8 protein-coding genes are annotated in these 10,233 nt (G+C 35.0%); all 8 read left to right on the top strand.

Annotation, left to right across the window (positions count from 1 at the left end; all coding sequences use genetic code 11):
- Window positions 1–447: 447 nt before the first annotated feature.
- Window positions 448–1,026 carry a Crp/Fnr family transcriptional regulator gene (locus HNS40_RS20705; protein ID WP_172284547.1) on the top strand — a complete coding sequence of 193 codons (579 nt, stop codon included), beginning with the start codon at window positions 448–450 and terminating at the stop codon, window positions 1,024–1,026.
- Window positions 1,027–1,087: 61 nt separating this feature from the next.
- The gene (locus tag HNS40_RS20700) at window positions 1,088–1,591 is read left to right on the top strand and encodes an SRPBCC domain-containing protein (protein ID WP_172284545.1); all 504 of its coding nucleotides are present in this window, start codon (window positions 1,088–1,090) and stop codon (window positions 1,589–1,591) included.
- Window positions 1,592–1,734: 143 nt separating this feature from the next.
- Window positions 1,735–3,147 carry a S41 family peptidase gene (locus tag HNS40_RS20695; RefSeq protein WP_172284543.1) on the top strand — a complete coding sequence of 471 codons (1,413 nt, stop codon included), beginning with the start codon at window positions 1,735–1,737 and terminating at the stop codon, window positions 3,145–3,147.
- A gap of 87 nt (window positions 3,148–3,234) precedes the next feature.
- Window positions 3,235–3,381: a hypothetical protein gene (locus HNS40_RS20690; protein ID WP_172284541.1), complete on the top strand. Its 147-nt coding sequence runs from the start codon at window positions 3,235–3,237 to the stop codon at window positions 3,379–3,381.
- 478 nt (window positions 3,382–3,859) lie between these two features.
- Window positions 3,860–4,651, top strand: coding sequence for a hypothetical protein (locus HNS40_RS20685; protein WP_172284539.1), 792 nt, complete (start codon window positions 3,860–3,862; stop codon window positions 4,649–4,651).
- 185 nt (window positions 4,652–4,836) lie between these two features.
- Window positions 4,837–7,743: a LamG-like jellyroll fold domain-containing protein gene (locus tag HNS40_RS20680; protein WP_172284537.1), complete on the top strand. Its 2,907-nt coding sequence runs from the start codon at window positions 4,837–4,839 to the stop codon at window positions 7,741–7,743.
- A gap of 175 nt (window positions 7,744–7,918) precedes the next feature.
- Window positions 7,919–8,164, top strand: coding sequence for a hypothetical protein (locus HNS40_RS20675; protein ID WP_172284534.1), 246 nt, complete (start codon window positions 7,919–7,921; stop codon window positions 8,162–8,164).
- Between the two features lie 76 nt (window positions 8,165–8,240).
- Window positions 8,241–10,233: LamG domain-containing protein (locus HNS40_RS20670; protein ID WP_172284532.1), on the top strand; the 1,993-nt coding region annotated here is incomplete at its 3' end.

Below are 10,233 nucleotides of genomic sequence, written 5' to 3'. Positions count from 1 at the left end.
TTCTTTAGATTTAACAGAAGGAATCATCGCCAATCAATTTTAGATAAAATCATTCAGAGATGCGTAGAGCATAAACCGATTGCTTACGCTTCGATTAAATTACACGAGACTTAAATGGGTAACCCTAAAATACAATTAATTTTCAAGCACCACCAATATCCCAGAATGATCATTCCTCAGGAAGTTTATTCCAAATTAAGTTTTACCTTAAGTTATCGGAATATCAAGAGACAAATAGCCATCAATACTGGGTTTAAAGAATTCGAATCCGCCCAAAGAAACTAGCAGGAATAGAAACCATAAATATCATGGGAAAGAATCAGATTGAAAATCCCAAGGTTAAGCTTTTAAAACATTTTATTCTTTAGCTGTATAATATTTAATTATATTTGATTTTTAAAATTGATTGAATTAATACGACAGAACCACCATATAACCAATAAATAGATGTCTGAACTAAAAAAACATATAATCCAAACCTTTGGATTTACTGAAAGAGAATTTAAAGGGATACGAGAATATTTTAAACCAGTAGAAATTAAAGAAGGAGAATATTTCTTGAAAGAAGGTCATTATGTGAAACAAATGGGGTTCGTTGAAAAAGGAATACTTCGAGAGTTCTTATATGTCAATGACAAAGAAGTAACGAAATGGTTTTCTACAAGTGGATATTTTGCTGTTGATTTATCGGGTTTTCTATTCAACCAAAAATCAAAAGTAAGCTACCTAGCAATGACGGATGTAGAACTTCTGGCTATTTCAAAAGAGAATTATAACAGAATTTCAACAAGGGTACCAAGGTGGGATAAATTAGAAAAAATGTTTTTAGCCAAGTGTTTTACTGTATTAGAAAACAGAGTTGTTTCTCACTTGGCACTTAATTCAGAAGAAAGATATAATGAATTGTTCGCCTTTAATCCAACACTTTTCAATAAAGTCCCACTTAATCAAATTGCTTCAATGCTTGGAATGACAGCCGAGACATTAAGCCGAATACGAAAAAAGAAAACAAAATCTACTTCTTGATTTATGTCAAGCCGACAGAAGAAATTAGTCCTCAACTTTGCCTTAACAAAAATCAATAAAAATGAAGCAAAGTTTAATTCTAATTTTTTTAACCGCAATGACCATTAGTGTCAAAGCACAAAATCAATCACAAATGACAATCAATCAAGAAGCACCAGTAGTACAAACAAAAGAAATAGTAATCAATGCTACACCTGAAAAAGTATGGCAAATTCTGACTAATATCCACAATTGGGATAAATGGAATGAAAGAATACAAAGCCCAGAACTACAAGATAATTTAGAAGTTGGAAGTAGTTTTACTTGGAAAACCAATGGAAGTAAAATTAAGTCAAAAATCCATTCTTTTACACCTAACAAAATTCTTGGTTGGCAAGGAAAAGCTTTTGGTGCAAGTGCAATTCACAATTGGCATTTAGAACCAACTGAAAATGGCACAAAAGTGGTAGTTGAAGAAAGTATGGAAGGTTGGATTATCAGCTTGATGAAGAAGAAAATGAACGAGAAATTGGAAGATGATATGTTATATTGGCTGGAACAATTGAAACAAAAATGTGAGAAATAAATACGGCATACAACAATGTATATGAAATCATAGCCGTCTATCGGCAGGCTACGCCACTCATACTAACCGTTTGGCATTAGTTAAAATACAAAAAATATAGATACTGATTTAAAGCCCTCTAAAATACCAGAAATCTAAAAATCATGAGAAATTTAAAAATATTATTCATCACACTTGTATTGGTTTCTTGCAATCAATCAAAAGAAACAAATTATACACAACACAATCTTGAGTTGTTAACAGTTGTTGATAGTATATCCCAGCTAATGGCAAATTATCATTACAACCCCAGGGAGTTGGATGAAGTGGCCTATTTGGAATTAGAAAAAGAGATTCAAAAACTTGCAAATAATGCCGAAACAAAAGAAGCCTTTATTAATGGGTTTAATCGGTTATGGTCAGATGGTCCATTTTCGCATGTTCGGCTTGCAAAAATGGGAAAGCCAGCCGAAGAAATGGCTGAATTTATCGATTCCTTAAGGGTAGGTGACCATAGTGTGTCCTTGAATTGGGAAGCTAGAACAGCTATTCTTACCGTAACTACTATGACAGGAGTGGACACTAAAGAACGCGTATTTGATGCTTATCGTGAAATAGATAAAAATAAGGCTGAAACACTTATTATAGATATTAGAAATAATATAGGAGGAACTTTCGCAGGCATTCCCCTGATTGGTCACCTTATGAAAGATCCTATTGATGTAGGAATGTTTGTATCCCGAAAATGGTGGGAAAACAATACCGTGCCTCCTAAAATAGATGATGTTCAAACCTTATCATCCTGGGAGGGTTGGTCCATAAAAACATTTTGGCAAGACGTACAACAACAAGCTCTTACTCGAGTAAGGTTTAAACCAATGTTACCTTATTTTGATGGTCCTGTTTATGTATTAATAAGTAATAAAACTGCAAGCGCAGCGGAGTTTACAGTTGATGCTATGGCACAATTAAAAAACGTCACAATTATTGGTGAAACTAGTGCTGGAGAGATGCTATCGCAGAAGATGTTTGATTTACCTTACGGTTTTCAATTGTCATTACCAATTGCAGAATACTACTCTTCTCAAATCGGAAAGATTGAGGGCAAAGGCGTAAAACCAGATATTGAAATAAACCAAAGTGTTGCTATGGAGTTGGCCATGTCATTAATAAATGGTGAAGAACTGAATGAAACAATTGTTACACTCCAAAAAGAATTAAATAAAATAGAGGAAGAACCACTTGGTAGTGAAACGATTTATTTGTTTGGCAATATGAATGATTGGGGTAAAAAATGGGATGCTTCTCCTCGCTTTGAATATAAAGGCAAAGGAATTTATGAAACAAATATTCTTTTAAAGAAAGGAAATTACGAGTTTAAAATTGCTCCAATGAACTGGGATTTTGATTTTGGGGCCAAACCTAATCAAGAAATAATGACCTTAGGAACAGAGACTACTTTAATAAAAAAAACCGGCAGCGATAATCTTAAAATAGAACTCACAGAGGAGGCAGAGATAATCTTTCACCTTAATTTAAGCAAGCCAAAAAAGACCACATTAACTATTCAGGATTAATAGTAAATGTCTTGAAATGGTTCTGTCGCATTAATTAGTCAAAGGTAAAATAATTTCTATTTTTACCCACCAACAAAACCATAATTGATGTTCAAGCACCACCGATATCCCAGAATTATCATCCTTCAAGCGGTCTATTTTAAGTTAAGTTTTACCTTAAGCTATCGAAATATCAAGAGACAAATAGCCATCAATACTGGGTTTAAAGAATTTGAATCCGCCCAAAGAAACTAGCAGGAATAGAAACCGTGAGTATCATTAGAAAGAATCAGATAGGAAAAACCAAGTCTAAGCTTTTAAAACATTTTATTCTTTAGCTGTATAATATTTCATTATATTTGGTTTTGGAAATTGTTTGGATTAATGCGACAGAACCTAAGTGATAATCTTAGCTAACTTTTTCTATTTTTGTAACATGACAATTAACATAAAAGAACAATTTTCTGGAATAGTTAATAAAATACTAGCTCACCCTGTAAGCTCATCAATAAAAGTTGGTTTCCTTTTTGCATTTCTCGGAGTTTTTATTGATACTATTTATTATTTTAATAGCAATCTACATACTCTATTCATAATCAACATTATTACCCTTATAATAATCCTCATTTCGTTTGTTCTTTTTATCCTTAATAAAATAAATTTCAAAATTGCATTATTCATACTTGTCTATATAGTAATTATCAACATATTTACCACAAACATCAGTTTGCAAATGAGCCTAATTGCCGATTGGCAGTTTAATATATTACGCGATAGTTTTTTAGTAGCTATATTCATAACCCTTACAGGATTTGTATTACATAATATTAATTTTATAATTATCAATGTAATGTACTCAGGGATTATAATATACCTTTCGGTGATGGATCAAGCCAGCTATGTAAGCAATAATGCAGTATTTTTAACTCTTACAATGGCAGGTTTTTCTTTTGGGATATACTTTTTTAGAGATAGGTTTTGGAAATCCATAAACGAAAACCACAAACTAACCCTGCAAGTTAATTCTGGAAAACAAGAAATGCTTAAACAAGAAGCTAATTTAATAAACGAAAAAGCATTACGACTTCAAGAAAACATAAACCATAAAAATAGAGAGTTGGCAAGCAATGCCATTGTAGTTGCACAAAACGCAGAAGTAAGAAATAGATTATCTGCTATAATTGATTCTTTAGTAAATGTTATCGATGAAAAAAGTGTCGTGGAATTAAACAGCCTTTTATCGCAAATATCAACTTCGCAAAACTCAAAACATTGGGAAGAGTTTCAAATTAGGTTTAATGAAGTTCATCAAAATTTTTACAAAAACATTACTATTTTATACCCTAAGCTTTCTCCTGCCGATAAAAAAATAGCAGCATTTATTAAACTTGGTATGTCATCCAAAGAAATATCGCTATTAACACAAAATACAAAAGATAGTGTTGATGTTGCTCGCTACCGCTTGCGTAAAAAAATGAATCTGGCAAAGTCAGACAATCTATCCTCAATTTTATCCAAAATTTAGCCAATTTACCCTTTGTTCAGTTTTTGTTCAGTTAATTATAATCAAAAACTATCTGCCCCCCCTTTGTTCAGTTTTTATTAAGGTACTATTTTTGTTTAAGTACTTAGCCCTTTCTATATTTGTTAATTAACAGCCAATTTAAAGCAAGATATCATTTATTCGAACAATTATTAAAACCAAATAGTATGAAAAAAACAGTACTTTTTATTTTAACAGCAGTATTAATCACACCGAGTTTTGCGCAAACAAATAATTCGGCATCAGCTTATCTGACTTATAACGGAAATCTTGCAACGGGCAACGCATTTGAAGTAACCACTCAATATACTTTGGAAGCTTGGATTTACCCTACAACAACTAGTGGAGATAATGACATCATTGCCTACACTACACTAGACTACACTTCACCTGCAAGAGGTTATAGATTTAGTATTGGTCAAGGTAAATTGCAACTCATTGTATATAATTCATCTGGTACTAACACAAAAACATCAACCGCTGCAATACCGACAAATGAATGGACACATGTAGCTGCAGTTATTAATAATTCTTCCTCAGTAGTCTTGTATATAAATGGCATTGCAAGCTCATCATCATCCTCAGGAAATAATGATTTTAGCCCTGATTACTATAGCAGTTACATTCCCAAACCAACTATCGGCGGCTATTATTACGATGACAATAATACGGGAAAATATTTTAATGGACGTATCGACGAAGCAAGAATTTGGAATGATGCCAGGAGTGAAACTGAAATAAATGATTATATGCACAGGGATATTGCTGATGGAACCAATCCTGGTAATCTTGTATGTTGGTTGGATATGAATTCTACTATTTCACCTGGCTCCAGTGTGAATGATCTGTCAAGCAACAATTACAATTTTACCTCTAGATCTTCATCATCAAACACCTACGGTGCTCCTGTAATAATTTACAATTCGTCCTGCTTTGAAGTAGCAGAAGCCCTTTGGTATAATACGGGCACAAATTGGAGTATCACAAGTGACGGTTTAAGCCTCAAAGATTACAGTGGAACTTTGGATCGTTTAGAATCTTATAGTTTTGCAAATAATAACCAAAATGGAACTACAAGTAGCGGCTGTCCTACAGGTGTAGAGCTTCGGGCAAACCAAGTGTGGTATTTTAACTCTGAAGCAGACGATGCAATCAATTTTCTATTTCAATGCGATAATTTTGCACCTTTACTCGACAATACCCAACTTGAAGCAGATGATTATAAATTGTTGAGCTCAAGTAGTAGTAGCGGCCCCTTTACATCCGTAAGTTCAGGAATTTCTGTTAGTGGTGACGATATCACCTTTGAAAATGTAACACCAACAAATGGATATTATTACACCATCGGCAGAGACAATGACCCAGCCACAGTAACAACTTCTTCCATAAGCAATATTACACCAACAACAGCCACTGGTGGTGGTAATGTTACTGCTGATGGTGGCAGTACGATTACAGCGCGCGGTGTATGCTGGAATACAACCGGGTCACCTACCACAAGCGATCCTAAAACAACCAATGGCAGTGGAACCGGCACATTTACCTCCTCTATTACAGGACTGAGCCCAAATACAACTTATTATGTAAGAGCCTACGCAACAAATAGTGAAGGGCCAGCTTATGGCTCTGAAATAAGCTTTACAACAGATTATGCGGATATTACCTGGGATGGTTCAGAGGGCACTGATTGGAATACTCCCGGCAATTGGAGTCTTGCTGCAGTTCCCACTTCTTCAAATAATGTTACGATTCCATCCGTTGGTATTACTAATTTTCCTGTAATAGCCTCAGGTGATGGAGCTGATTGTAACAATTTAACCATCAGTTCAGGTGCTACTTTAACACTTGCTTCTGGAGGTTCTTTGAAAACTGCAGGAACTGTTACAAATGATGGAGGAACATTCAATGCCCAAAGAACTATCTCCAATGGGCAATGGCATATGATCTCCTCTCCTGTTTCAAATGCAGTGAGCGGCATGTTTGATGGGGATTACTTACAATACTGGAGTGAAGAAGATGTTTGGTGGTATGATGTAGAAGTAACCGACATGGCACTAATTCCTGTTCAAGGCTATGGTTTTTGGTCAGATGATGGTGAAACTACCCATACTTTTTCTGGAACACCTAATACTGGGACAATTCCCTTCACGCTATCCTATCATAATAATCCTGATCCTGATGCAATCCATGATGGTACCAATCTGGTAGGAAATCCCTACCCATCAGCTATTGACTGGTCACAACTTCAAGGAAATTATGGAACAGCATATATTTACAACCCTGTTGCAGATGATTATATCGAAAATACCGCTTCAGCTATTCCTCCTATGCAAGGCTTCTTTATATGTACTCTGAATGATGGAAGCAGTTTCTCCCTTCAAAATTCCAATCGTACACATGGAGGAACTTTTTATAAAAACTCACAAGACATACAAAACGGATTATTATTAACCGCTTCTTATGGTGAATTCGAAGATGAGTTTAAATTGCTATTTGATGAAAATGCAAATGATGGTTTTAATTTAATCGATGATTCTTGGAAATTCCTATCCTCTGGAAATGGTGTATCGCAAATCTGGTCTTATAGCATCGACGGTAAGCTTGCCATTGATAAAAGACCTTATACTGAAACGATACAACTAGGATTTTCCAATAGCGAAAACGGCTTCTATACTCTATCCCTAAAAGAAATAAATGGAATAAATAGTATTGAACTAGAAGACACCAAACTAAACCTCTTCTACGACCTAAGTAAAGGAGCTTATAGCTTTGATTGGTTAACAAGTGATTCAGAGGAGCGTTTCATACTGCATCTTAAGGCTACCGGAACTCAAGAATTTGTTGAACAAGAAGCACAAGTATATTCAGACAATGGACAAGTTTATGTGAGAATGGATGAAGCGGACAAATTTGAAGAGATTATGATCTATGATTTGGCTGGAAGGCTTTTATATCAAAACCAGCTATCTCATCAAAATCTGCAAAGTTTTGACTTGAGTCATTTGCAGGGAGCTTATTTGGTGCAATTGATTTCGGGTAGTGGAACACAAGTGGAAAAAGTGATATTGGAATAGTGGGAAGTCGGAAGCCGGAAGCCGGAAGTAAAGGGATGCACGCCTTGAGCAGAGCGAAAGGATTGCAGCCCTGAAGTCCGAAGCCGAAAGCCTAAAGTTGGAAGTAACACCAAACATCTGTCATCGGACATCCAACATCCGAAACCAAACAAGAAATAAAAATAAAAAATAAACAATGAAAAACATAAAGAAATACATCGGAATTATCATTTTAGTATTCGCTATGAGTACTCTTTTTGCTCAAACTCCTCCTCCACCAAATAATGACAATACCAGTTCTGGAGGAACTACTCCTGTTGGTGGTGGGGCACCTATTGGAAATGATATTGCTATTCTTATCACAATTTCTATTTCATATGCCATCGTAAGGCACTATAAAAACCAACAAACTAATAAAGGATTATATTTTGACAGCAAATAAAATATTGAAATTCAGCAAAATAATTCTTATCTTAGTGCAAGATTATTGATATTAATTTCTCAAAACCAAAGCACCTATGAAAAAATTATTCTACTATTTGATTATTTTTTTAATCATACCATTTCAATTTACAAATGCCCAAAATAATGCCTTAACCCTTAGTTTAGATGAACTAATGATCAATTCTAATATGGGATTAGGAACCATAAATGTAACTGTTGAATGTTGGGTAAACATTCCGTCTGTTAGTGAAAAGGGAGCTTTTATTAATGTAGGTAATGGATCTAGCGGTTATGGTATTGGTGTTGGCAATGGCACATGGGATTCAGATGGAAATGAACTTATTATCATATATAATGAAATTAATTGGTTTCCCACTGGAATCAATATAGGAACAGGTTGGCATCATATAGCATTTACTATAGATGCTTTTTCAACTGCAAGAGCATTTCTTGACGGCAAATTGGTTTATACAAAAAATGGATTTAATGCTGTATCTCCAGCAAACACAGTATATATTGGCTCTGGTGGGGGTGGCAGAAATTTATCAAATGGCACTATGGATGAAGTTCGCCTATGGAATATTGATAGAGCTGAAGCAGAAATAAGAGCTGATATGTATAAAGAATTAGTACCAGCAGATGAAGCTAATCTGGTTGGTTACTATAAATTTAATGAAACAAGCGGACAAATTCTGAGTGATGAAACATCAAATAATAATGATGGAACACTAAGCGCTGGAATCAACTTTACTGACCATGGCATTCCATCTGTTGCGTTTTTTGGTCCTAAAAAGGCCATGCGGTTTAATACAGATGACTATGTTTCAATCTCTTCAATTTTTGGATTAGGAACAACGTCGGTTACTCTTGAATGTTGGATAAATCTGAATTCTACCAGCCAAAAAGGTGCTTTTGTTCATATTGGAAATCATAATTTTGGTTACGGAATGGGAGTGGGAAATTCTGAATGGGATAATAATGGAAACCAAATTCTAATCTTATTCGATCAAAGTCGTTGGATACCTACTGGAACAAATATTGGAACAGGTTGGCATCATGTCGTTTTGATTCTAGATAGCAATAGTGATCCAATTGTATATCTGGATGGAGAATTGGTTTATTCAGACACTGGACAATCAGATCCTATAAATCCAGTTTCTAATTCATCCATTGGTTCTTCACAAGGAGGCTCGAGAAATTTATCTGATGGAATTATAGACGAAGTGAGAATTTGGAATGATATTCGTAGCCAATCAGAGATTCAGCAGAATATGTTGAAAACACTTACTGGAAATGAAGATAACTTAGTAGCTTATTATAAGCTAGATGGCAATGTTGTGGTTGACTTATCAGGTAATGGAAATGATGGTATTATAGGTGGTGATGGAGATGAGTCTGTGACTTCAACCGCTTTTAACTCTTGGTTAAATACCAATTCAACATCCTGGGAAACAGCCACAAACTGGAGTCTTGGAAGTCTACCAAGTCCTACAGATAATGTGGGTATTAGTAATCAGAATACCAATCCAGTAGTATCATCTACTGCGAATTGTAATGATTTGCTTATTGAGCCTGGAGCAAGTCTAAGCTTAAATGATGGAGCATCATTCATCAACTCTGGAAATCTTTATATTATCGGAGATTTCATATTAAAAAAATCACTTACTAACGACAGTAAATGGCATTTAATATCCCCCCCAAATAATAATACCACAGCTAATCTCTTCTTTGGAGATTATTTACAAAACTGGAACGAATCTACAGGGCTATGGGAGCAAATAGATGATGAGAATACCACACTCACACCTGTTACAGCCTATGGTTTCTTTGGAACTCATGCAAAAGCTTCCTATAGCTTTACTGGAGATCCTAACGATGGAGATCAAAGCATTAGCCTTACCACATCTGGTTCTGGAGGAAGCTATAATAAAGCAAATGCTGTAGGAAACCCCTACCCTTCTTCTATTGATTGGGATTTAGTGAGTGGCTACGGTGCAAAGTATACATGGAATGGAACAGCTTATGTAGCTTATCCTGCTACAGGAGGATTTGGTTTAGGCTCCAGAT

The sequence above is a fragment of the Lentimicrobium sp. S6 genome (assembly GCF_013166635.1).
Taxonomy (GTDB): Bacteria; Bacteroidota; Bacteroidia; order Bacteroidales; family UBA12170; genus UBA12170.
This window is presented reverse-complemented; position numbering and strand designations above follow the sequence as displayed.